Here is a 22,702-nt window from a genome sequence, read left to right as displayed (position 1 = left end):
CGGCAGCATCGCCGCGTTCGATTACAACAATATTTTAGGTGGAGAGCATGCTCAATCTGACCCCCGAACAGCAACGACGCCGCTGGCTGGCGCTCGGCATCGTCGCCGTGGCTTACGTCCTGTCCTTCTTCCAGCGCTTTGCCCCGGCCGGCATCGCACAGGATCTGGCGGCAGCCTTCAATACCTCGGCCGCCTCGCTCGGGGCGCTGGCTGCCACTTACTTTTACGTCTACACGGTGATGCAGGTGCCGACCGGGATGCTGGCCGATACCCTGGGCCCGCGCCGCATCCTGATGCTCGGCGGCCTGATCGGCGGCGTCGGCAGCTTCCTGTTCGGCTTCGCGCCCAGCTTCGAGATTGCGCTGGTCGGGCGGACGCTGGTCGGGTTGGGCGTCTCGGTCACCTTCATCGCCATGCTCAAGCTGATTGCCGTGTGGTTCGAAGAAAGCCGCTTCGCCACCCTGGTCGGCGTCTGCATGCTGATCGGCAACCTCGGCTCGGTCCTCGCCGGCGCGCCGCTCTCGGCCGTCGCTCAGGCCACCGGCTGGCGCGGGGTATTCATTGGTATCGGCGTGGTCTCGCTGGCTCTTGCCGCCGCCTGCTGGCTGATCGTGCGTGACCGTCCGGAAGGCGCCGGCACGCCGCCGGCGGTCAAGTTCGACCGCACCGTGCTACTCACCAGCCTGCTCTCGGTGGTTAAAAACCGCGACACCTGGCCGGCCATCCTGGTCAATACCGGCACCTGCGGTGCCTTTTTCACCTTTGCCGGGCTGTGGACCGTGCCCTATCTGATGCAGGTGCATGGTATGGAGCGCAGCACTGCCGCCTCGCACCTGTCGCTGTGGTTTGGCGGTTTTGCCGTCGGCTGCCTGCTGCTTGGTTCGCTGTCCGACCGCATTCGCCGCCGCAAGCCGGTGATCATTGCCACCACCCACGTTTTTGCTGCGGTCTGGCTGTTCCTGCTCGCCGGCATCACTCTGCCGCTGGCCGGCTCCTACCTGCTGTTCGCGCTGCTTGGCCTGGCCACCGCCGGCTTCAGCCTGACCTGGGCCTGCGCCAAGGAGGTCAATCCGCCGATGCTGTCGGGGATGTCCACCAGCGTCACCAACATGGGCAGCTTCCTCGCCGCCGCGCTGCTGCAACCGCTGGTCGGCTGGATTATGGACCAGGGCTGGCACGGCGAAATGCTCGGCGGCGCCCGCATCTACGACCTTGCCGCCTGGCGCGGCGGTCTGCTGGTCGTCGTCGCCGGCTCGCTGGTCGGTGCGCTCTGCTCGTGGTGGATCGTCGAAACCGGCTGCCGGAACATCTGGGCGGAACGGCAGAAGGCGCGGGGGTAGGTCACGGTTTGGCGCCGCCTTTGGAGGCTGGGCGGTTTTGCCTGGCACGGTCGTTGTGAAATCGAGCCTGATCCTTTGGCCGCGTTTTCGGCTTTTTTTGAGGTTGACCGTGGAAAGAGGGGGCGGCTGTCGGCCACAAGCCAGCGGCCGCCATACCTTCAAAATCGACACTCGAAGAGCTGTCCGACGGTCGATTCGTGCTCTTCGGCCTTTGGTGCCATTGGGGTACGATTCCAACAACAGGCAGTAATCAGGCGGCTAAGCCACGCGATAGATGATGACTCATTATGAGTTTGGGCAGGGCCCAGAAATCTTCCGGTCTGCAGCCCGCTCTTGAAGTCAAACATTTTTCTTTTGCTGCAGGCGTCGCTTCCCTTGCTCAGCAGCAATCCTCTTCGTCGACGAATGTTCGCCAGCGCAAGTGCGCACAACAGAATGGGAGTTTTTCATGCTGGCAGTCATCTTTGAAGTGTGGCCGCTCACGGAGCGAGCCGACGAATATTTCGATATCGCTGCAGAACTGAAACCATGTCTTCAGGATATCGACGGCTTCATCTCTGTTGAACGCTTTGAGAGTCTGGCAACTAAAGGGAAGTACCTTTCCCTGTCCTTCTGGCGTGACGAGGAAGCTATTCGTTCTTGGCGTAATCTGGAAGCACATCGCCATGCACAGGCCACCGGGCGTGACGGCGTGTTTGCCAAATATCGAATCCGAGTTGGATCGGTCATTCGAGATTACGGTATGGATGAGCGGAGTGAGGCGCCGGATGATAGCCGTGCGGCAAACGGCTAGTCTTTGACATCAGGGCGAATCGGCTGAAGGCTACAGGGGCAATTTCATATCCAGCGGTTTGGTACGCAAAGGCGGCCGGCGGCTGTCTAGCGCATCTCTGCCCCTTTTAGGCCACCGGTTGAAGATTGGCTCCGAGAAAAGCAGTGGTCGGCTGAGAGTCTCTTGGTGCGACTGCTTTAATCATTTCCCGACCTTGAACCGCCGACCTGTCCTTCGACCGCTTGGGGTTGAGAGTAGCCTTGGATTGGCTAACCCGGAATGAATCCGCCCCGGGGCCCCCCAGGTCCCTATCTGCCACCGCATTCAGATTGCCCGCCGCATGCCTTCCCATAATGAATCCCCCATGACCTTTTCCCTGCCCACCCATCTCGCCAGCGAGCGTTTGCTGTTGCGGCCTTTTGTCGAGGCTGACTGGCAGGGGATGCACCGGCATTACAGCGATCCGGCGTGTACCCGCTATACCCTGGGGCGGGTGTTGAGCGAGGGCGAGAGTTGGCGCTTGACCGCGACGCTGGCCGGGCACTGGTTGTTGCGCGGTTATGGGCCGTATGCGCTGGAGGAAAAAGCGAGCGGCCTGCTGGTCGGGGCGGTAGGGCCGTGGTTTCCGGTCGATTTTCCCGAGCGTGAGATCAAGTGGGCGCTGCTGCCCGAGTGTCAGGGGCGGGGCTATGCCCGCGAGGCGGCCGCCGCTGTCCTGGCCCTGTTGAAGACGGCCTGGCCGGGGCCGCCGCCGATCAGTTTCATTGACCAGCGCAATACGGCTTCGATCCGGGTGGCGCTGGCACTGGGGGCTCGGCTGGAGAGCGTGCGCGAGTTTCGCGGCAGCGAATTCGGGGTCTACCGTCACGCAGACTGAAGTAGTCGCCGGCGCGTTACGGTCAACCGGGTACGGGGCCATTTTTCCCTAAACAGTGCGCACGTCGGCTGGCCCTGCCGGTGGGGTTTGCTGCCGTGCCGGCAGGCGGCGTGGCGCGAAGGTGGTGGCTGGTTTTGGATTGATAATTAGCGTATGCTTATATACCTTGCCGGCAGGGGCCTGGATGTGCCATGCCCGTTCCGGCGTTTTTGCTTCAGGTGCCCGTATGCCGCTTGTTTCGCCGCTGAATTCCAGCCTTTCTTTCCGCCATGTCTCGGCGCTGCTTTTTGCCGCTTTTCTCCAGTCGACCGTGGTGTGTGCTGTCGAACCATTGCCCAGCGTGGTGGTGCAGCCGCAGCGGCTGGCCGGTGGCTTTGCCGTTGAGTCTACGGTCGAGGCGGTGATCCAGACCACGGTCGGTAGTCAGGTGCCGGGGCGGGTGCTGGAGGTGCGCGTCGATGCCGGGCAGACGGTGAAAAAAGGCGAAGTGCTGGCCCGCATTGATGCACGCGAGGCAGCAGAGGCGGCACGCGCGGCCGAAGCGCAATACCGCAATGCCAAGGCAAATTTCACGCGGACTCAGGCCCTGGTGACGCAAAAATTCATGAGCCCGGCGGCGCTCGACAAGGCGCGCGCCGACCTCGACGCAGCGGCGGCGCAGCACAGCGCCGCCAGCGCCGGGCAGAGCCATGCGACGGTGGTGGCGCCGTTGGCCGGAATCGTATCCCGCCGCCACGCCGAGGCCGGTGACATGGCGATGCCGGGGGCGCCGCTGTTCACCATTTACCAGCCGGGCGGTCTGCGCGTCAGCGCCAGCGTGCCGCAACACCGGCTGCCGCAACTACGCGGCCAGCGCGGGGCGGTGGTTGAATTTCCCGAACTCGGCCGCCAGGTTGCGGTGGCCGCCGGGGCGGTGCAGGTGCTGCCGACCGCCGATGCGGCGACGCACGCGACCACGGTGCGGGTGAGCTTGCCGGCGGCGACCGATGCGATGCCGGGGAGCTTTGCCCGAGTCCGCTTCTTGACCGGCGAGGCCGACAAGCTGACCGTGCCGCAGGCGGCGGTGGTGCGCCGGGGTGAGGTGGCGGCGGTTTATGTGCAGGCGGCCGATGGCCGCCTGATGCTGCGCCAGTTGCGCCTGGGCGAAGTTCAGTCGGCCGGCGAAATCGAGGTTTTGGCCGGGTTGACCGTGGGTGAGCGGGTGATTACCGATCCGGTGCGCGCCGCGATCCAGATTCGCGCGGGGGCGAAATGAGCCGGCTTGGGGTTTCCGGGCGGATCGCCGCTGCCTTTCTCGACTCGCGGATGACGCCGCTGCTGGCGCTGGTCGCGCTGCTGCTGGGGGTGTTTGCGACGCTGGTGACGCCGCGCGAGGAAGAGCCGCAGATCGATGTGACCATGGCCGACGTCTTCGTCGCCTTTCCCGGCGCCTCGGCCAAGGATGTTGAGAATCTGGTCGCGCGCCCGGCCGAGCAGGTGCTGTCGCGGATGCACGGGGTAGAACACGTCTTCTCGATGTCGCGCCCCGGTCTGGCGGTGATCACCGTGCAGTTCGACGTTGGCGTCAAATACAACGACGCGGTGCTGCGCCTCTACGATACCGTGCACTCGCACCGCGACTGGCTGTCGCCCAATCTCGGCGTTGCCGAGCCGGTGATCAAGCCGCGCGGCATCGACGACGTGCCGATCCTCGGTTTGACCTTCTGGACCCGCGACGCCGAGCGCTCGGCCTACGATCTGCAGCAGGTGGCGCGCGCGGTCGAAATCGAACTCAAGCGGATCAAGGGCACCCGCGACGTGTCCACCCTCGGCGGCCCGGATCACGCCATCCGCGTCCTGCTCGACCCGGAGCGGATGACCGCGCACGGGGTCACGCCGCAGGACGTGGCGGCGGCGCTCAAGCTCTCCAATGCCTTGCAGTCGTCGGGCAGCCTGGTTGCCGGCAACCGCGAACTGCTGGTGCAGACCGGCACCTATCTCGAATCCGCCGCCGACGTGCGCCAGCTGGTGATCGCCGCGCGCGGCGAGGCCGGGGCGCGCAAGCCGGTGCATGTCGCCGATGTCGCCCGCGTCGAGGATGGCCCGGATCAGCCCAAACGCTACGCCTGGATTGGCAGCCGCGAGGGAGAATTTCCGGCAGTGACCATTCAGCTGTCAAAGCAGCCCGGGGTCAATGCCGCCGACGTGGCGAGCGCCGCGCTGCAGCGGATCGAGAGTCTGAAGAACACGGTGATCCCGGAGGGCGTCGAGGTCAGCGTCACCCGCAATTATGGCGAAACGGCCAGCGAAAAGGCGCAAAAGCTGATCGGCAAGCTGATTTTCGCCACCGCCTTCGTCGTCGCGCTGGTCTTCTTCGCCCTCGGCCGGCGCGAGGCGCTGATCGTCGGCCTGGCGGTGACCCTGACCCTGGCGGCAACGCTGTTCGCTTCCTGGGCCTGGGGCTTCACGCTCAACCGGGTGTCGCTGTTCGCGCTGATTTTCTCGATCGGCATCCTGGTCGATGACGCCATCGTGGTGGTCGAGAACATCCACCGCTGGCAAGGGCTTTACCCGGATAAAGGTTTGCTGGAGATCATTCCGGGGGCGGTCGACGAAGTCGGCGGGCCGACCATCCTGGCGACGCTGACGGTGATCGCCGCGCTGCTGCCGATGGCCTTCGTCAGCGGCCTGATGGGGCCGTACATGAGCCCGATCCCGATCAACTCCTCGCTGGGGATGGCGATTTCGCTGGCGATTGCCTTCGTTGTCACCCCGTGGCTGGCCGGCAAGCTGATGCACGGCCACGTGCCGGTAACCGGCACCGGCTCCGGGGCTGCCGCATCGCGGCTCGACGCCGGCCTTGACCGGACCTTCCGCCGCCTGCTGACGCCCTTCCTCGACCCGCAACGCGGCGGTGCCGCCCGGCGCAAGCTGGCGGTCGCGGTGCTGCTGCTGATCGCCGGTTCGGTATCGCTGGCGTACTTCCAGCTGGTGGTATTGAAGATGCTGCCCTTCGACAACAAGAGCGAATTCCAGATCGTCGTCGACCTGCCGGTCGGCACCCCGGTCGAGGAAACCGCGCGCGTGCTGCACGAAATCGGTGGCGAACTGGCACAGGTGCCCGAGGTGGTGAATTATCAGGCCTACGCCGGCACTGCCAGCCCGATCAACTTCAACGGTCTGGTCCGCCAGTACTATCTACGGTCGACGCCGGAAAAAGGCGATATTCAGGTCAACCTGGCCGACAAGAAACACCGCAGCAAGCAGAGCCACGAGATCGCCGTCGCCCTGCGCGCGCGGATCGAAGCCATTGGCCAGCGCAACGGCGGCGTCGCCAAGGTGGTCGAAGTGCCGCCGGGGCCGCCGGTGCTGGCGCCGATTGTTGCCGAAGTCTATGGCCCGGACTACGCCGGCCAGATGGCGGTGGCCAAGCGGGTGCGCGCGGCCTTTGCCGAGACCCCGGACGTGGTCGCGGTCGACGATTACGTCGAGGCCGACGCGCGCAAGCTGGTGCTGCACGTGCTGCAGGCCAAGGCGGCGCAACTCGGCGTGGCGCAGAGCGACATCGTCGAGGTGGTCGGGATGGGGCTGGCCGGACTCGACGTGACCCCGGCGCGCAATACCGAATCCAAGTTCGAAATCCCGGTGCGCATCGTGCTGCCGGCCGAGCAGCAGGCCAGCCTCGACAGCCTGCTCAAGCTGCGGGTGCGGGCCCGCGACGGGCGGCTGATCGCGGTCTCGGAACTGGTCGAGGTGCGCGACGTGGCGCGCGAGAAGGCGATCTATCACAAGGACCTGCTGCCGGTGACCTATGTCGTCGGCGACATGGGCGGCCCGCTCGATTCGCCCTTGTACGGGATGTTCGACATCCGCTCGCGGCTCAAGGAGCTGCCGCTCAAGGAAGGCGGTACCCTGGGCGAAGGCTTCATCCGCCAGCCGGCCGATCCCTACGCCGGTTACAGCATCAAATGGGACGGCGAGTGGCAGGTGACTTACGAAACCTTCCGTGACATGGGCCTGGCCTACGCGGTCGGGCTGATCCTGATCTACCTGCTGGTGGTCGCGCACTTCGGCAGTTATCTGGTGCCGTTGATCATCATGGCGCCGATTCCGCTGACCATCATCGGGGTGATGCCGGGGCACGCGCTGTTCGGTGCCCAATTCACCGCCACCTCGATGATCGGGATGATCGCGCTGGCCGGGATCATCGTCCGCAACTCAATCCTGCTGGTCGATTTCATCAAGCAGCAGGTCGCCGCCGGGGTGAACTTTCACGACGCGGTGATCCAGTCGGCGGCGGTGCGCGCCAAGCCGATTGCGCTGACCGCGCTGGCGGCGATGCTTGGCGCGCTGTTCATCCTTGATGACCCGATTTTCAACGGCCTGGCGCTGGCGCTGATCTTCGGCATCCTGGTGTCTACGCTACTGACGCTGGTGGTGATCCCGGTGCTCTATTACGCCGCCTACCGCCGGCAGCACGCCCACTGAACGACCGGGGGCGGCGGCCGCCGCCCCGGCAGTGGCACCCGGTGTTGCCGGGGCCGGGGGCTAGATGCGGACGACGATCCGCCCGTCAATCCGTCCTTGGCGCATCTGGGCAAAAATGTCGTTGATCCGGTCCAGCCGGTCTTCGCTGTAGTGGGCTTTGACCTTCCCCTCGCCGGCGAAGTCGAGCGCCTCCTGCAAGTCCTTGCGGGTACCGACGATGGAACCCCGGATGGTCTTGGCGTTGAGCACCACGTCAAAAATCGGCAGTTCGAAACCGCCCGGCGGCAGCCCGACCAGCGACATGGTGCCGCGCTTGTGCAGCATGCCGACGCCCTGGTCGAAGGCGCTCCGGGATACCGCCGTGACCAGCACCCCGTGGGCGCCGCGCAATTGTTTCTGGAGCAGCGTCACCGGATCTTCTTGCGCGGCATTGATCGTCACTTCGGCGCCCAGTTCGCGGGCAAGTGCCAGCTTGTCATCGGCAATGTCCACCGCGACGACATGGAATCCCATGGCTCTGGCGTATTGCACCGCCATGTGCCCGAGGCCGCCGATGCCGGAAATCACCACCCAGTCGCCGGGCTTGCAGTCGAGTACCTTGAGCCCCTTGTAAACCGTCACGCCGGCGCAGAGCACCGGGGCGGCCGGTGCGAAGTCCAGGCTGGCGGGCAGGTGGCCGACATAGGCGGGGTCGGCCAGCACATATTCGGCATAACCGCCGTTGACCGTGTAGCCGGTCATTTGCTGGCTGTCGCACAGGGTTTCCCAGCCGGTCAGGCAGTGCTCGCAGTGGCCGCAGGCGCTGTGCAGCCAGGGTACGCCAACCCGGTCGCCTTCCTTGATCCAGCCTACTCCGGCGCCCACTTTGGCTACAAAGCCGACGCCCTCGTGACCGGGAATGAAAGGGAGCGGTGGTTTGACCGGCCAGTCGCCGCTGGCGGCGTGGAGGTCGGTGTGACAGACCCCGGAAGCCTCGATTTTGACCAGAATCTGTCCCGGGGGCACGGCGGGGACCGCCACTTCCTCGATGACCAGCGGTTGGCCATAAGCATGGACAACGGCGGCTTTCATCATTTCAGCCATGATCCTTCTCCTTGCATCGCGATGTCGAAGCGGGAAGCGCCGCCGGGGCGCGTCCCGGGAAAATGCTTGAAGCTTGAGATTACGCCTCTGTCGTATCCCTGCCAACACCCGCCGGGGCAAACCGGGCAAGGGTCGGGCGGGCGGTGCGCGGGCTCCCCCGGCGCTGGAGTTCGCGGTAGAATCTTCAGCTTGTTCACTTGGAACCCGGTATATGAAAATCGCCTTTATCGGACTCGGCATCATGGGGCGCCCGATGGCGCTCAACCTGTTGCGCGGCGGCCATCAGCTGACTGTCTGGGCGCGGCGGCCGGAGTCGATGCAGCCTTTGCTCGACGCCGGCGCACGTGCCGCCGAGAGCCCCGCCGCTGCGGCAGCGGGGCAGGACCTGGTGATCTCGATGGTGGCCGATGCCCCGGATGTGCGCGAAGTCATGCTCGGCGCCCAGGGCGTGGCGCAGGGTGCGGCGGCCGGTCTGGTTGCGGTCGACATGAGCACCATCGCCCCGTCGGCCGCGCGCAAGATTGCCGAGGACCTGGCGGCGCAGGGCATCGACTTCATTGATGCGCCGGTGTCCGGCGGCGAGGTTGGGGCGATTGCCGGCAACCTTTCGATCATGGCCGGCGGTTCCGAGGCGGCGTTTGCCCGCGCCTTGCCGGCTTTCGAATGCATGGGCAAGAACGTGGTCCATGTTGGCGACTCCGGCGCCGGGCAGGTGACCAAGGCGGCCAACCAGATCGTGACCGGGATGGGCGTGCTGGCCGTGGCAGAAGCCTTCGCTTTTGCTTCGAAAAACGGTGTCGACCGGGGCAAGGTGCGCGAGGCGCTGCTCGGCGGCTTCGCCTACTCGCGGATTCTCGAAAACCACGGTCAACGCATGCTTGACCGCAATTTCAAGCCCGGCTTCAAGAGCTGGATGCACGAAAAAGACCTCAATATCGTGATGCAGACCGCGCACGAACTGGGCTTGTATCTGCCGGGTTCGGCGATGGCCGGGCAGATGTTTGCGGCGATGGTCGGCTCAGGGCTCGGCGAGGAAGACTCGATTGCCGTGCTGAAGCTGCTCGAAGGGCTGTCGGGGCAGGCATGAAAGTCGGTTTCATCGGTCTTGGCGTGATGGGGCGCCCGATGGCGTTGCATTTGCAGCGTGCCGGGCATGAACTTCACGTCTGGGCACGCAATCCAAATCGTATCGGCGACCTGCCGGCGCAGGCGTGGTCCACGCCGGCCGAGCTCGGGCGCCAGTGCGAGGTGGTGTTTACCATGATCACGTCGAGCGCGGATGTGGCCGGAGTGGCTCTTGGCACTGCCGGCCTGATCGAGGGCATGGCCCCGGGCAGCGTGCTGGTCGATTGCTCGACCATCGCCCCGGAGACCGCGCGCGAAGTCGCCGCCCGTCTCGGCGAAAAAGGCATCGCCATGCTCGATGCGCCGGTTTCCGGTGGCGTTCAGGGTGCCATCGACGCTACGCTGGCAATCATGGCCGGCGGCGAGGCGGCGGTGCTCGAACGGGTTCGTCCTTTGCTCGAATGCCTCGGTAAACGCATTGTCCATGTCGGCCCCAACGGCGCTGGCCAGGTCGCCAAGGCTTGCAACCAGATGATCATGGTCGCCGCCATCGAGGCGGTGGCCGAAGCCTTGCGGCTGGCGACAGCCTCAGGTGTCGATCCGGCCAGGGCGAAGCAGGCGCTGGCAGGCGGTTCGGCCGCGTCACGGGTGCTCGAGGTAATGGGCGAACGCATGGTTCGCCGCGATTTTGCCGCCGGGATCGAGGCACGTCTGCATCACAAGGACTTCGGCCTGGTGCTGGATGCCGCCCGCAGGAGCGGTGTCGCGACGCCGCTGACGGCGGTTGTTGCGCAGCAACTGAACGCCCTGATGGCGCAGGGGTGGGGGCAGGACGATACGTCGTCCCTGTTGCGGGTACTGGAGGGCGTATGAGTCAGATGGCCTTGCTCAGTCCGTCGGAACTCGACGACGACCGCTACCGCGTCAGCGGCACGCGCTCGGTGCAGTTCATGCTGACCGGCTTCATCAAGGAGCGCGACCAGTTCACGGTATTTTTTGGCGGCAACGCCAACGATATGTATCTGACCACCTTGCTGGCGGTCGATGCCGACGACGAACGGCTGATTTTCGACATCAGCGGTAGTTCCGACATCAATCGGCGCCTGCAGAATGCCGATCGCCTGACCTTTGCCGGCAAGCCGGGCGGCATTCGCGTCCAGTTCCAGACACCGGCCCCGTCGCTGGTTGCCTATCAGGGCGACAAGGCTTTTTCGGTGGCGCTGCCCAAGTCGCTGATGCGGGTGCAGCGGCGCGAATACTTCCGCGTGCATACCCCGCGCGGCAAGCCGTTGATGTTCGATTTCAAGCTGCCCGACGGCAGCCCGCTGTCGCTTCCGATCTACGATCTGTCGGTTGCCGGGATCGGGCTCAATGCCGAAACCGTACCGCCCAGTCTCGATGCGCCGGGGATCAAGCTTGGGCGAGGCAAGTTCTTCCTGCCCGAGGATCCCCGCGAGTTCGACATCGAGATCGTGTTGCGGCGGATTGCCGAAATCGAGAATCGCAGCGGCAGCAAGGTCTTCCGCATCGGCCTGCAGTTCATCGGCCTGTCTTTCGGAGAGGAAGGACGGATTCAGCGCTACATCGATCGTCTTGAGCGTGAGCGCCGCGAACTGATGTAAGCCCGAGCGGCCCCGCAATGCTGCGGGGCCTTTTTTCTGCTTTTCCACGGTCGACCGTGGCAGATGCCGCTTTTGCACCGGTTTCAGCGGGCCGCAGCCGGGCGCAGACTGCGCTGCAATTGCGGCCATTGATGCAGCAGCAGGCCGCCGAGCACCAGCGCCGTGCCTGCAGCAATCCGCAGTCCGATTTCCTCGCCGTTCAGCCAGTGCCCAAGCAGCAGCGCCAGCACCGGCGTGATCAGGGTGATCAGCGCCACCCGTGCGGCCGCCAGGTGCTTGATCACGTAGTAATACAGCGCAAAGCCGAGCACCGAACCGAATACCCCGAGATAGACGATGGCGGCCAGGCTGCGTGCCGGCGGCAGCGCCCAGTCGCCGCCACTTTCGTGCAGCCAGAGCAGCCCGAACAGCGGCAGGGCAACGGCAAGGGTGCCGAGGGTCGTTGCCAGCGGCGGGCTGTCGTCGCCGATCCGCTTGAGTCCGACCAGTCCGGCCGAGTAGATCGCCGTTGCAGCAAGCAGGGCCAGCAGGCCGTGGATGAACAATTCATCGCCGATCTGGCGGCCGGCGGCAAAAATCAGCGCCAGGCCGCCGACGCCCAGGCCGGCGCCGAGCAATTCGTGGCGGTGCAGGGGTTGCCCGGGCAGCCAGTAGCGGGCAAACAGCCCGGTCAGCAGCGGGGCAAGGCCAAAAATCAGCGACACCAGGCCGGAGTGGATGTGGCGGGCGCCCCAGTAGGTCAGGCTCATCGCCACGAACAGGCTGAGGCCGCCGACCAGATAGGCGCGGCGGGCGCGGGAATGCAGCGGCAGGCCGATGCGCCAGGCGGCGACGAGGGTCGCGGCAAGCAGGCAGCCGATCAGCATGCGCAGGAAGACAGCAAAGGCAAAGTCGGTCCCCTGAGTGCTCCATTGGATGGCAAGCGGGGTGGTAGACCAGATCAGGACAACGCCGAGGTAGGCGGCGGGTATGGACATGGCAGGCTCCGGTTCAGTCGCTGTTGAGCGGGGTGGGCGTGGGTGGATGCAAGGCGGCGTGCGCGGCCTGTTCGGCGACGATGAAGGCATCGATCATCGTGCGCCAGACGGCGGCAACGACCTGGCGGTCGGCACCGAGCTCTGCGGCCAGCGCATCGACACGGGCGAGAACTGCGGCGACCCGCTGCGGTGCAGCGACTGCGGCGGCGTCGGTCTTGAAACGGGCGGCCTGGCGGACATAGCCGCCGCGCTCGGCGAGCAGGCTGACCAGGTGCCGGTCGATGCGGTCGATCTGCTGACGAACGGCGGCAAGGGAAGTGCATTCCATGGTGAATCTCCGGGTGGGTGAAAAAAGGAAGAGAAAAAACAAAAAGGCCGCGGGAAGATTCCGCGGCCTGGGGGAGGATTTCCGGCAGGGGGACCGGTTTCAGTCCCGCTGCGGCCGCAGACGTGCCGGACGGCACCAGACGCACGGACGGCGCAGGGTGGCGAAGCGGTAGCAGGTAGGCAGCAGGGAAATCGACATAAGCATGTTTTGATTGTGCCGGTGCCGGCGTTCCGGCGTCAACACCATCGTGCCCGGCATCGTTCCGGCGGCAGAAGCCGGAAGGGGCGGGGTCTCCGGCGGTGTTGTATTTGGCGTCGTTTTTGCGCATTTTTACGGTCGACCGCAAAAATGCTGAAAAAACGACTGTTCAAGTCGGCGATCTCGCCGCATACTGCGGGCTCGGGATTTCCAGGCTTTGCGCCTCGCAGTACCGCCCGTAGCCTTGTGCTCAGTGCATTCCGGTCTGTTCAGCTCCTCTGCTTGATTCTCGTACTACCCGGTCGCCGCTGGCGATCTGTTTTATCCAAATGTTTTTTCGAAGGAAGCTGTTCATGGCAACTGGCACCGTTAAATGGTTCAACGACGCTAAAGGTTTTGGTTTCATTTCCCCGTCCGACGGCGGCGAAGACGTCTTTGCCCATTTCTCCGCAATTCAAGGCAATGGTTTCAAGTCCCTGGCTGAAAACGAAAAGGTGACTTTCGACATCGTTACCGGCCCCAAGGGCAAGCAAGCTGCCAACATCAACAAGATCGCCTAAGCGTTTTCTTGTTCTGCTGAAAAGCCCGGTTGTCCGGGCTTTTTGTTTTTCTATCGCGGCCATAGCCGGTCGGGGGCAGGGGCTTTTGCTGCTTTGCGGTAAAATCGCTTTTTTTCTCCCCGAGAGCTTCCCGTGACCGGCATCACCATCGCCCTCTCCAAGGGCCGCATTTTCGACGAAACCCTGCCGCTGCTGGCGGCGGCCGGCATTGTCCCGACCGAAAACCCGGAAACCTCGCGCAAGCTGATCATTGATACCAATCAGCCGAATGTGCGCGTGGTCATCGTCCGCGCCACCGATGTCCCGACCTACGTCCAATATGGCGCCGCCGACCTCGGCGTGGCCGGCAAGGATGTGCTGATCGAGCATGGCGGCGAAGGGCTGTACGCGCCGCTCGACCTGAATATCGCCAAGTGCCGGATGATGGTCGCGGTGCCGGAAGGTTTTGATTACGCCAACGCCGTGCGTCAGGGCGCACGCCTCAAGGTCGCTTCGAAGTACATCAAGACCGCCCGCGAGCACTTTGCCAGCAAGGGCGTGCACGTCGATCTGATCAAGCTCTACGGTTCAATGGAACTGGCGCCGCTGGCGGGGCTGGCCGATGCGATTGTCGATCTGGTGTCCACCGGCGGCACGCTCAAGGCCAACAAGCTGGTGGCTTGCGAGCACATCATGGAAATTTCGTCGCGCCTGGTGGTCAATCAGGCGGCGCTCAAGGTCAAGCGCGAAACCCTGCAACCGATCATCGATGCCTTTGAACAGGCGGCGGAGAAGTAAATGACGGTCAATATCCAGCGTCTTTCCACGGTCGACGCCGACTTTTCGGCAAAACTGAAAACCCTGCTTGCCTTTGAGGCAGCGGCCGATGAGAACATCGAGCGCACCGTTGCCGGCATCCTGGCTGATGTCAAGGCGCGGGGCGATGCCGCCGTGGTCGAGTACACCAATCGTTTCGACCGCTTGCAGGCGGGGACGATGGCCGAGCTCGAACTGTCGCGTGGCGAGCTGGAAGCGGCGCTGGCCGGCCTGTCCGCCGAGCGGCGCGCGGCACTCGAAGCCGCCGCCAGCCGCGTTCGCGCCTACCACGAGCGGCAGAAGCTGGATGGCTGGTCCTACACCGAGACCGACGGCACGATGCTCGGCCAGATGATCACCCCGCTCGACCGTGTCGGTCTTTACGTGCCGGGCGGCAAGGCGGCCTATCCGTCATCGGTGCTGATGAATGCGATCCCGGCCAAGGTCGCCGGGGTCAAGGAACTGATCATGGTGGTGCCGACGCCGGGCGGCGAGAAGAATCCGCTGGTGCTGGCCGCTGCCTGCCTGGCTGGCGTCGATCGCGTGTTCACGATGGGCGGTGCGCAGGCGGTCGGTGCGCTGGCCTACGGTACGCAGACTGTGCCGCAGGTGGACAAGATCGTTGGCCCGGGCAACGCGTATGTCGCCACCGCCAAGCGCCGCGTCTTCGGTATCGTCGGTATCGACATGGTGGCCGGCCCGTCGGAAATTCTGGTCGTGTCGGATGGCTCCGGCAATCCGGACTGGGTGGCGATGGATCTCTTCTCGCAGGCCGAACACGACGAACTGGCGCAATCCATCCTGATCTGTACCGATGCCGCTTTTATCGAGCGCGTGCAGGCCAGCATCGAGAAGCTGCTGCCGACCATGCCGCGCCAGGAAGTGATCCGTACCTCGCTGACCCATCGCGGTGCCTTCATCCTGGTCCGCGACATGGACGAGGCGGTGGCGATCGCCAACCGCGTTGCCCCCGAGCACCTCGAACTGGCGCTGGCCGATCCCGATCCCTGGGTCGAGAAGATTCACCACGCCGGGGCCATCTTCATCGGCCACTACACCTCGGAAGCACTCGGCGATTACTGCGCCGGTCCCAACCACGTGTTGCCGACCTCGGGTTCGGCGCGCTTCTCGTCGCCGCTCGGCGTGTACGACTTCCAGAAGCGCACCAGCCTGATCAAGGTCTCCAAAGCCGGAGCGCAGACCCTGGGCCGCATCGCCGGCACCCTGGCCGATGGCGAAGGCCTGCCGGCCCACGCCGCGTCGGCGCGGCTGCGCCTGGAAAACTGAGCGTTTTCACGGTCGACCGTGAATAACGAGGAAAACGCCGCCGCCCATCCCGGTGGCCGCCCGCGCCCGGATCTCCGGGCGCTTTTTTTCGGCTTCTCAAGCGTCGGCCTCTCCGGCTTCGGCGGCGTGCTGCCCTTTGCCCGGCGCCTGCTGGTCGAGGACAAGGGCTGGCTCTCGGCCGAGGAGTTCAATACCCAGCTCGGCCTCTGCCAGTTCCTCCCCGGCCCCAACGTGATCAACCTTGCAGTGGTCGTCGGCAAACGCTACGGCGGCCTGGCCGGCGCCTGCGTCGCGCCGCTCGGCCTCTTGCTCGGACCCTTCCTGATCGTGCTGCTGCTGGCACTGGCTTACGACACCTGGGGCGGATTGCCGCGTGCGCAGGGGCTGTTGCGCGGAATTGCCGCAGTCGGCGTTGGCTTGTTGTTCGCAATGGCCTGGCGGATGGCGACGGCACTCAAGGATAAATTCCTTTTCCTGCCCTTTACCGCGTTGACCGTGGTGGCCATCGCCGGCCTGCGCTGGCCCTTGCCCTGGGTGATGCTCGCTGGCCTATTGGCAGCAGGTTCGCTGGCTTATGCCCGGCTCGGCCGGCGGCGGAACTGAGGGGCGCCGATGCTGCTCGACCTGTTCCGCGAATTCGCCATTCTCGCCTTCGTCGCCTTCGGCGGTGCCACCGCGCTGCTGCCGGAAATGCACCGGGTGGTGGTCGAACAGCATCACTGGCTCGACGACACCACCTTCACCCATCTCTATGCGATTGCCCAGGCCGCACCGGGGCCGAACGTGCTGGTGGTGACCCTGATCGGCTGGCAGATCGCCGGCCTGGCCGGGGCGGCGGTGGCGACGCTGGCGATGTGCCTGCCAATGAGCGTGCTGATTTACCTGCTGATCGACCGCTGGCAGGGCTTTGCCGGCCGCCGCTGGCAACAGGCGGTGAGTCTTGGCGTGGCACCGCTGGCGGTCGGGCTGGTGTTCTCCGGCGCCACCCTGATCGCCCAGGCGGCGGCTTTCGGGCCGGGGGCGTGGGGGCTGGTGGTGCTGGCCGGCTGGCTCAGCCTGCGCACCCGCTGGCATCCGCTGTGGTTGATCGCGGCTGGCGCCGTATGCGGGGCGCTGGGCTGGGTGTAAGCCAGCCAGGAACGATAGAAAAGTGCCATTTCGCGTAGACGGCGAGGCTTTTCATCGCTCTGCCTGCGGGGTATTCTGAACTGCTCATCAGAACCGTTTTTGCCGGAGCCGACTTGCGCGCCTATTCGATCCGTTCCCGTCTGCTCCTGCTGGTTGTTGCCCTGGCTCTGCCACTGGCCGCCTTGATCGCCTACACGGTGCACCAGCAGATGTTGCAGCAGATCGACAGCACCAAGGCCTCGTTGCGGCTGCTGGCCGGAGTGATGGTCAATAACACCGGCCAGCGTATCGCTCAGGCGCGCCAAACCCTCGAAATGCTGGCCGCCCGACCCTTGGTCAGGCGCCTTGATGCGCGCCAGTGCGATCCCTTGCTGGGGGAGTTGTTTGCCTTGTCGCCGGCGTACTCGAATGTCGCATCGACTGATCTTTCCGGGCAAACCCTGTGTTCCGCGCTAAATCATTCGGGGCGTTCCCTGCCCAGCGTCGGCAGCATGCCGTGGTTCGCCGATTTTGCCGCGCAGGGGCGTTTTGCAGTTGGCCTGCCGCACTGGGGGCCGATCAGCCAGAAATGGGTATCGGTGCTCAGTATGCCGGTGCTTGATGAGCGGGGGCATTTTGCCGGTGGCGTGCATTTGCCGCTGGATCTGGCGGCTTTCGATCCCGAGTTGCCCGACGGCATTTTGCCCGCTGACAGCCGCTACGGCTTTGTCGCCGCGAACGGGGTGCTGGTCTGGCGCAATGTGGATCCGGACGGGATGGTCGGGCGTAAGCTGAGTCTGCCTGCAGTGGCGCGGGGAATGCAGTTGCGGGAAGGTGAATTCGAGGCCGAAGGAAGCGATGGCGTGCGCCGCTTCTTTGCCGTGCGCCCGTTGCCCGAGGCAGGGTGGACTGCCTTTGTCGGCATCCCGGTTGAACAGATTTACACTCGGGCGCAGCAGCAGGCGATGCTGGCGGCGGTGGTTCTGCTCTTGCTGCTCGGTCTGCTGGCTGCGGTGTCGCTGTGGATTGCCCGCAGCATCGCCCGGCCGGTGATTGATCTGGCCGACGTGGCCCGGGCGGTTCATGCCGGTCAGCCAGCGCGGGCACGCCGCGAAGGGCCGCGCGAGGTGCAGGCGGTGGCCGACGAATTCAATGCCATGCTCGATGCCAGCAGTGAGAACGAGCGGCGCTTGCGCGCCTTCCTCGACAATAGTGCAATCATTGCCTGGCTCAAGCGTGATGATGGGCGCCATTTGTTCGCCAGCGATAATTTTTTGCGTCATTTCGGCTTGTCTGCCGAGCAGGTGCTCGGACGTTGTGAACGTGAAATCTGGCCCGCAGAAATTGCCGATGCGTTTCGTAAAAGCGACATGGATCTGCTTGCCCGGGGCGGAACGCATGAACTGGTTGAACTGGCGGTGACACCGGATGGCCGTCGTAGCTGGTGGCTGACCAACAAGTTCGTATTCGAAGGGCGCGGCGGGGAGCGCTGCGTGGGCGGCGTCGCGGTCGAGATTACCGAACGCAAGCAGGTCGCCGACCGTAACGAGCAGATTCTGCGGACCGCGCTCGATGGCTACTGGCTGGTTTGCCGCAGCGGCCGCTTGCGCGAGGTGAATCTGCGCGCTTGCTCGATGCTCGGTTATACGCAGGAGGAAATGCTGCAGCTCAGTGTGCCCGAAATCGATGCCAGCGACGATCTGGCGATTATCGAGCAGCGCATGCAGCAGGTGGTTGCCTCCGGCGGGGCGAATTTCGAGTCGCGGCATCGCTGCAAGGACGGTTCGTTGATCGAGGTCGAGATTTCGGTCGGCTATTTGCCGGAGGAGTCTTTGTTTCCCGTGTTCATTCGTGAAATCGGCGAGCGCAAGCGGCATGAGCAGGCGATCAGCGCACTGAACGCGCAGCTTGAGCAGCGGGTCAGCGAGCGGACGGCAGAACTGGTTGAGGCCAGGGATGCGGCCGAGGCAGCCAGTCGCGCCAAGAGCGCATTCTTGGCCAACATGAGCCATGAGTTGCGTACACCAATGAACGCGATCATGGGCATGGTGGCGCTGGCCATGCGGCGGGGCGGCGAGCCGCGCCTGCTCGATCAACTGGGCAAGATCGACCATGCCTCGCGGCATTTGCTGGGAATCATCAACAATATTCTCGATTTGTCCAAAATCGAAGCCGGCCGGTTCGTGCTGGCCCATGCGCCATTTCGCCTGGGCGAGGTCCTCGACAAGCTGCAGGTAGTGCTGACCCACGCGGCCGAGGACAAGGGGCTGGTGCTGCAGGTGGAGACCGCGCCAGCACTGGCGGCCCAGCAAGTGCTGGGCGACGCTCAGTGCCTGAGCCAGATCTGGATGAATTTTGCCGGCAACGCAATCAAGTTCTCGGACCGGGGCGAGATCGTCCTGCGCCTGTCGCTGATTGCTGAAACCGCCGGCAGCTTGCAGCTGCGCGGCGAGGTTCGCGATCAGGGGATCGGGATTGCGCCCGAGGTCTTGCCACGCCTGTTTTCAGCCTTTGAGCAGGCGGACAATTCGCTCGCTCGCCAGTACGGCGGGACGGGTCTCGGATTGGCCATCAGCAAGCGGCTGGCCCGTCTGATGGGCGGAGACGTGGGGGTCGAGAGCGTGCCCGGCGCTGGTAGCTGTTTCTGGTTTACTGCCCGGTTGGCGCTTGCTGAGGCCGCCCCGCCAAGGCGTGCCCGACCGCAGCAACTGGCGGCCGAGGAGGTGCTGCGGCGGGAATTTTCCGGGTGCCGGGTGTTGCTGGTCGAGGACGAGCCGGTCAATCAGGAGGTGTCGCGGACTTTGCTCGAGGAGGCCGGGCTGCAGGTCGATCTGGCCGGCGATGGGCAGACGGCGGTAGCGCGGGCGGCAGCCGAAAAATATGCGCTGATCCTGATGGATGTGCAGATGCCGCAAATGAATGGCCTCGAAGCAACGCAGGCGATCCGGGCGAGCGGCCCGAACCGGACGACGCCGGTGATTGCGATGACCGCCAATGCTTACGACGAGGATCGTCAGCAATGCCTGGCTGCGGGGATGAATGCGCATGTCGGGAAGCCGGTCAGCCCGCAGTTGCTCTTTTCCACGCTGCTTGATTGGCTGAGTCGCGAGCGGCAGGCTCAGTCCGGGCAATAAGGATTGTGCAGTTCGCTGATCACAGCGGCGAAGACGGCACGAATCTGGGCTTCGTCGCACTCCATCAGCAGCGCGTCCTCAAAGGCATCTTGCGCCATCTGGCGCAACTCTTCGAGATTTTCCCGCAGGACCTTGATCTTTTCGGTACAAGCGACCACCGAGCCGTCGGGGCGGCGCCAGATCAGGGCCGGGTCGGTTGCAGGCTGAAAGTTTTGCGTCATTTTGCTTGCTCCGCGATCAGGATTTCACCGGCAACGATGGACACCGGGATCGCCAGCAGCGATTCGCCGACGCAGTCGCCGTACTCGCAATAGCCATCCTGCCAGCGGTAGCGGGCGTAGTGTACGCAGCAGTGGATGCTGCTGTGTGGTTTGACCCCGAGGTGTTCGAGCTTGTTGGCCAGCGGTACGCCGAAGTGGGCGCAACGATTGACGTAGGCGTAAATCCGCTCGCCGCTGCGCAGCAGGATGTAGCGGAACGGCTGGGCCGGGTCGCCCAGTGCGTGCAGCGCGGCGGCGCCGTCGGCGAGTTCGTCGACGAGCCCGAGGCGGCTGCCCGGCGCCGGGGCGCCGGGTACCTGATGCCAGGCAGCGATCTCGCTCATGTCCGGGTCAGCCGAGGATGGCGCGCAGGGCGGTAACCAGCGCGGCGCATTCGCTATCGGTGCCGACGGTGATGCGCAGGAACTGGTCGATGCGCGGCAGCTTGAAATGGCGGACGATGATGTTGCGCTCGCGCAGGGCCTTGGCCAGCTCGCCGGCGTCGCGTTGCGGATGGCGGGCGAAGACGAAGTTGGCGCCGGAGGGCAGGACCTCGAAGCCGAGTCCGGCCAGTTGCTCATTCAACACGTCGCGGCTGGCGATGACTTTGCGGCAGCAGTCGGCAAACCAGGCTTCGTCCTCGATGGCGGCGACCGCGCCGACAATCGCCAGGCGATCGAGCGGGTAGGAGTTGAAGCTGTTCTTGACCCGCTCCAGCGCCTCGATCAGCGCTGGATGGCCAACTGCGTAGCCGACCCGCAGCCCGGCCAGTGAGCGCGATTTGGACAGGGTATGGATGACCAGCAGGTTGTCGAAGCGGGCGGTCAGCGGAATCGCCGTCTCACCGCCGAAGTCGACGTAGGCCTCATCGACGATCACCACCGAATCAGGGTTGGCGGCGGCGATTTCGGCAATTGCGTCGAGCGCCAGCAGGCGGCCGGTCGGCGCATTCGGATTGGGAAAAATGATCCCGCCGTGGCGTTGACCGTGGACGGGTGCATAGTCGGCCGGGCGCAGGGTGAAATCGTCGGCCAGCGGCACGCAGCGGTAGTCCACGCCGTAGAGCCCGCAATACACCGGGTAGAAGCTGTAGGTGATGTCCGGGAACAGGATTGGCGCATCGTGCTTGAGCAGCGCCTGGAAGGCGTGTGCCAGGACTTCGTCGGAACCGTTGCCGACGAAGACCTGTGCCGGGGTCACCTCGTAACGCCGGGCCACCGCCTGCTTGAGCAGGTCGGCGTTGGGATCGGGGTAGAGGCGCAGGCGTGCGGCATCGTCGCCGAGTTCGGCCTGGATCGCGGCCAGCGCCTTGGGCGACGGCGGATAGGGGTTCTCGTTGGTGTTGAGCTTGATCAGGTTGGCGATCTTGGGCTGTTCGCCCGGGACGTAGGGGGTGAGGTCGCGGACGACCTGGCTCCAGAAGCGGCTCATGGTATTCAATCGAGAGGCTGGCAGTCGTGGCACAAAACTTTCCGGCCGCTGGCTGCGCTGTCGTTAGGGGGATTCGTTGGGGGGATTGCGAAACGAAATGGTATCATGCCCTTTCGTCGCACTTTCCCGCGACGCCTGACTCCTTACTTTCGACTCAACATGCGGCAAGCCGAAGTTACCCGTAATACCCTGGAAACGCAGATCACCGTCCGCGTCAATCTCGACGGCAGCGGCCAGGGCAAGTTCGCCACCGGCGTTCCCTTTCTCGACCACATGCTCGACCAGATCGCGCGGCATGGCCTGATCGACCTCGATATCGTCGCCAACGGCGACCTGCATATCGACGCGCACCATACCGTCGAGGATCTTGGCATCACCCTCGGTCAGGCGCTGGCCAAGGCCTGGGGCGACAAGAAGGGGCTGACCCGCTACGGGCACAGCTATGTGCCGCTCGATGAAGCCTTGTCGCGGGTGGTGATCGACCTCTCCGGGCGTCCGGGGCTGACCTACAACGTCGAGTACACGCGGGCGACGATCGGCAGTTTCGACGTCGATCTGTTCAGCGAATTCTTCCACGGACTGGTCAATCACGCCGGGATGACCCTGCATATCGACAACCTGCGTGGCCAGAACGCGCACCACCAGGCCGAGACCATTTTCAAGGCCTTCGGCCGCGCACTGCGCATGGCGGTAACGCCGGACGAGCGAATGGCTGGCCTGATGCCCTCGACCAAGGGGACGCTCAATGGCTGAGACGATTGCCGTTATCGACTATGGCATGGGTAACCTGCGTTCGGTGGCCAAGGCTATCGAGCACGTCGCCGGCGCCGCAAGCGTCGTCGTCACGGCCGATCCGCAAGTGGTGGCAAGCGCTGACCGCGTGGTCTTTCCAGGCCAGGGTGCGATGCCCGACTGCATGCGCGAACTCGAAGCGCGTGGCCTGCGCGATGCAGTAATCCAGGCCGCCGCGAGCAAGCCCTTCCTCGGGATTTGCGTCGGCGAGCAGATGCTGTTCGAACATAGCGAGGAAGGCGATGTTCCTGGCCTCGGCATCTTCCCCGGCCAGGTGCTGCGCTTTCCGGCCGATAAAATGGTTGACCGTAGCGGAGCCAGGCTCAAGGTGCCGCACATGGGCTGGAATACCGTCTGGCAAAAGCCGCACGTGCTGTGGCAGAACATTGCCGATGGGGCTCGGTTTTACTTCGTGCATAGCTACTGCGTCCAGCATGTCGACCCGCAGTTGACCACCGGTACCTGTGACTATGGCATCCCCTTTACCTGTGCGGTGGGGCGGGATAATATCTTCGCGGTTCAATTCCATCCGGAAAAGAGCGCCCGTGACGGCCTGCAGTTGCTGAAGAATTTTGTCGAGTGGCGTCCCTGATTTTATCGGCGCGCC

The 22,702-nt window shown here is 64.6% G+C and carries 22 protein-coding genes; 16 read left to right on the top strand and 6 right to left on the bottom strand.

Going from position 1 to position 22,702, the window contains the following annotated elements; genetic code table 11:
• Positions 1 to 47 precede the first annotated feature (47 nt).
• The 5 genes from VX159_RS12635 to VX159_RS12615 all read left to right on the top strand — a co-directional run bounded on the left by VX159_RS12635 (position 48) and on the right by VX159_RS12615 (position 7,456).
• The gene (locus VX159_RS12635; protein WP_371323246.1) at positions 48 to 1,340 is read left to right on the top strand and encodes an MFS transporter; all 1,293 of its coding nucleotides are present in this window, start codon (positions 48 to 50) and stop codon (positions 1,338 to 1,340) included.
• Positions 1,341 to 1,788: 448 nt separating this feature from the next.
• Positions 1,789 to 2,133, top strand: a complete 345-nt coding sequence (locus VX159_RS12630) for an antibiotic biosynthesis monooxygenase (RefSeq protein WP_371323245.1) — start codon at positions 1,789 to 1,791, stop codon at positions 2,131 to 2,133.
• Between the two features lie 343 nt (positions 2,134 to 2,476).
• Entirely contained in the window at positions 2,477 to 2,989 is a 513-nt protein-coding gene (locus VX159_RS12625) for a GNAT family N-acetyltransferase (RefSeq protein WP_371323244.1), read from the top strand.
• Positions 2,990 to 3,215: 226 nt separating this feature from the next.
• A complete protein-coding gene (locus VX159_RS12620) occupies positions 3,216 to 4,244 on the top strand; it encodes an efflux RND transporter periplasmic adaptor subunit (protein WP_371323243.1) in 1,029 nt (342 codons plus the stop codon).
• Positions 4,241 to 7,456 carry an efflux RND transporter permease subunit gene (locus VX159_RS12615; RefSeq protein ID WP_371323242.1) on the top strand — a complete coding sequence of 1,072 codons (3,216 nt, stop codon included), beginning with the start codon at positions 4,241 to 4,243 and terminating at the stop codon, positions 7,454 to 7,456. The genes VX159_RS12620 and VX159_RS12615 overlap by 4 nt, the downstream gene beginning before the upstream one ends.
• 60 nt (positions 7,457 to 7,516) lie before the next feature.
• Here the strand turns inward: VX159_RS12615 and adhP are convergent, their stop codons facing one another.
• Entirely contained in the window at positions 7,517 to 8,539 is a 1,023-nt protein-coding gene (gene adhP / locus VX159_RS12610) for an alcohol dehydrogenase AdhP (RefSeq protein ID WP_371323241.1), read from the bottom strand.
• A gap of 211 nt (positions 8,540 to 8,750) precedes the next feature.
• Between adhP and VX159_RS12605 the strand changes: the two genes are divergently transcribed.
• The 3 genes from VX159_RS12605 to VX159_RS12595 are packed head-to-tail and all read left to right on the top strand — an operon-like array spanning position 8,751 to position 11,226.
• Positions 8,751 to 9,626 carry an NAD(P)-dependent oxidoreductase gene (locus VX159_RS12605; protein ID WP_371323240.1) on the top strand — a complete coding sequence of 292 codons (876 nt, stop codon included), beginning with the start codon at positions 8,751 to 8,753 and terminating at the stop codon, positions 9,624 to 9,626.
• Complete coding sequence (locus tag VX159_RS12600) at positions 9,623 to 10,477, top strand: NAD(P)-dependent oxidoreductase (protein WP_371323239.1); 855 nt, start codon at positions 9,623 to 9,625, stop codon at positions 10,475 to 10,477. Before VX159_RS12605 ends, VX159_RS12600 begins: the two co-directional genes overlap by 4 nt.
• Positions 10,474 to 11,226, top strand: coding sequence for a flagellar brake protein (locus VX159_RS12595; RefSeq protein ID WP_371323238.1), 753 nt, complete (start codon positions 10,474 to 10,476; stop codon positions 11,224 to 11,226). Before VX159_RS12600 ends, VX159_RS12595 begins: the two co-directional genes overlap by 4 nt.
• An 83-nt stretch (positions 11,227 to 11,309) precedes the next feature.
• Here VX159_RS12595 and VX159_RS12590 read toward each other — a convergent pair whose 3' ends face one another.
• Together VX159_RS12590 and VX159_RS12585 are read right to left on the bottom strand one after the other, a co-directional pair.
• The gene (locus VX159_RS12590) at positions 11,310 to 12,203 is read right to left on the bottom strand and encodes a DMT family transporter (protein WP_371323237.1); all 894 of its coding nucleotides are present in this window, start codon (positions 12,201 to 12,203) and stop codon (positions 11,310 to 11,312) included.
• Between the two features lie 13 nt (positions 12,204 to 12,216).
• Positions 12,217 to 12,531, bottom strand: coding sequence for a chorismate mutase (locus VX159_RS12585; protein ID WP_371323236.1), 315 nt, complete (start codon positions 12,529 to 12,531; stop codon positions 12,217 to 12,219).
• Between the two features lie 551 nt (positions 12,532 to 13,082).
• Here VX159_RS12585 and VX159_RS12580 point away from each other — a divergent pair.
• The 6 genes from VX159_RS12580 (at position 13,083) to VX159_RS12555 (ending at position 19,612) form a co-directional block, all read left to right on the top strand.
• A complete protein-coding gene (locus VX159_RS12580) occupies positions 13,083 to 13,289 on the top strand; it encodes a cold-shock protein (RefSeq protein WP_371323235.1) in 207 nt (68 codons plus the stop codon).
• A gap of 132 nt (positions 13,290 to 13,421) precedes the next feature.
• On the top strand, positions 13,422 to 14,066 hold the full coding sequence (gene hisG / locus VX159_RS12575) for an ATP phosphoribosyltransferase (RefSeq protein WP_371323234.1): 645 nt from the start codon (positions 13,422 to 13,424) through the stop codon (positions 14,064 to 14,066).
• Positions 14,067 to 15,371, top strand: coding sequence for a histidinol dehydrogenase (gene hisD / locus VX159_RS12570; RefSeq protein WP_371323233.1), 1,305 nt, complete (start codon positions 14,067 to 14,069; stop codon positions 15,369 to 15,371).
• An 18-nt stretch (positions 15,372 to 15,389) separates the two neighbouring features.
• Positions 15,390 to 15,974, top strand: a complete 585-nt coding sequence (locus tag VX159_RS12565) for a chromate transporter (protein ID WP_371323232.1) — start codon at positions 15,390 to 15,392, stop codon at positions 15,972 to 15,974.
• Positions 15,975 to 15,983: 9 nt separating this feature from the next.
• Positions 15,984 to 16,499, top strand: coding sequence for a chromate transporter (locus VX159_RS12560; RefSeq protein WP_371323231.1), 516 nt, complete (start codon positions 15,984 to 15,986; stop codon positions 16,497 to 16,499).
• A gap of 113 nt (positions 16,500 to 16,612) precedes the next feature.
• Positions 16,613 to 19,612, top strand: coding sequence for a PAS domain S-box protein (locus VX159_RS12555; RefSeq protein WP_371323230.1), 3,000 nt, complete (start codon positions 16,613 to 16,615; stop codon positions 19,610 to 19,612).
• Here the strand turns inward: VX159_RS12555 and VX159_RS12550 are convergent.
• The 3 genes from VX159_RS12550 to hisC are packed head-to-tail and all read right to left on the bottom strand — an operon-like array spanning position 19,597 to position 21,303.
• Complete coding sequence (locus VX159_RS12550; protein WP_371323229.1) at positions 19,597 to 19,833, bottom strand: hypothetical protein; 237 nt, start codon at positions 19,831 to 19,833, stop codon at positions 19,597 to 19,599. The genes VX159_RS12555 and VX159_RS12550 overlap by 16 nt on opposite strands.
• Positions 19,830 to 20,216, bottom strand: coding sequence for a Rieske (2Fe-2S) protein (locus VX159_RS12545; RefSeq protein ID WP_371323228.1), 387 nt, complete (start codon positions 20,214 to 20,216; stop codon positions 19,830 to 19,832). The genes VX159_RS12550 and VX159_RS12545 overlap by 4 nt, the downstream gene beginning before the upstream one ends.
• Before the next feature lie 7 nt (positions 20,217 to 20,223).
• Positions 20,224 to 21,303, bottom strand: coding sequence for a histidinol-phosphate transaminase (hisC, locus tag VX159_RS12540; protein WP_371323227.1), 1,080 nt, complete (start codon positions 21,301 to 21,303; stop codon positions 20,224 to 20,226).
• A gap of 159 nt (positions 21,304 to 21,462) precedes the next feature.
• On the opposite strand from hisC, the gene hisB reads away from it, so the two are divergent.
• Positions 21,463 to 22,056 (top strand): imidazoleglycerol-phosphate dehydratase HisB, encoded by a 594-nt coding sequence (gene hisB, locus VX159_RS12535; protein WP_371325522.1) that lies wholly within the window; start codon positions 21,463 to 21,465, stop codon positions 22,054 to 22,056.
• Entirely contained in the window at positions 22,049 to 22,687 is a 639-nt protein-coding gene (gene hisH / locus VX159_RS12530; RefSeq protein WP_371323226.1) for an imidazole glycerol phosphate synthase subunit HisH, read from the top strand. Before hisB ends, hisH begins: the two co-directional genes overlap by 8 nt.
• The last annotated feature ends 15 nt before the right edge of the window (positions 22,688 to 22,702 follow it).

It is taken from the genome of Dechloromonas sp. ZY10, assembly GCF_041378895.1.
In the GTDB taxonomy this organism is placed as follows: Bacteria; Pseudomonadota; Gammaproteobacteria; order Burkholderiales; family Rhodocyclaceae; genus Azonexus; species Azonexus aquae.
Note: the sequence above shows the minus strand (reverse complement) of the source record. Positions and strands in the feature narration are given on the sequence as shown.